This is a genomic window from Robertmurraya sp. DFI.2.37, from assembly GCF_029211245.1.
GTDB lineage: Bacteria > Bacillota > Bacilli > Bacillales > Cytobacillaceae > Robertmurraya > Robertmurraya methanolica_A.
This window is the reverse complement of sequence record NZ_JARGEJ010000533.1, coordinates 1-311: the sequence shown is the minus strand read 5'-3', so window position 1 is coordinate 311 and position 311 is coordinate 1. Positions and strand designations below refer to the sequence as shown.

General features: G+C 36.3%; 1 protein-coding gene. It reads right to left on the bottom strand.

Annotation, left to right across the window (positions count from 1 at the left end):
- Nucleotides 1-310: ATP synthase subunit I (locus PZE06_RS27590; RefSeq protein WP_275792334.1), on the bottom strand; the 310-nt coding region annotated here is incomplete at its 3' end.
- Between the last annotated feature and the right edge of the window lies 1 nt (nucleotide 311).

Here is a 311-nt window from a genome sequence, read left to right as displayed (position 1 = left end):
AAAATTTTGTATAAAGAAAATCTATCATAATGACTATGTAAGATGTCATTAATCCAAAAACTACACTATAAAAATGAAACATTTCTGGATATTTCAAGGCTATCATAACTGCTAAGACGGCTGTCGCCATTATTGAGAACATCCCAAGGGAACGAACTCTTTCTCCTCTTACAACAGCCTCTCCGAACCTTTCCATCCGTTTGGCCAAGAGCCACAAATTAAACAGACTCAAGGATGTGCCTAAAATTAGACCGAGAAATATTGAATTATAGTCAGTAAAGCCCCAACCTAGCACATAGAAGGATAACAAA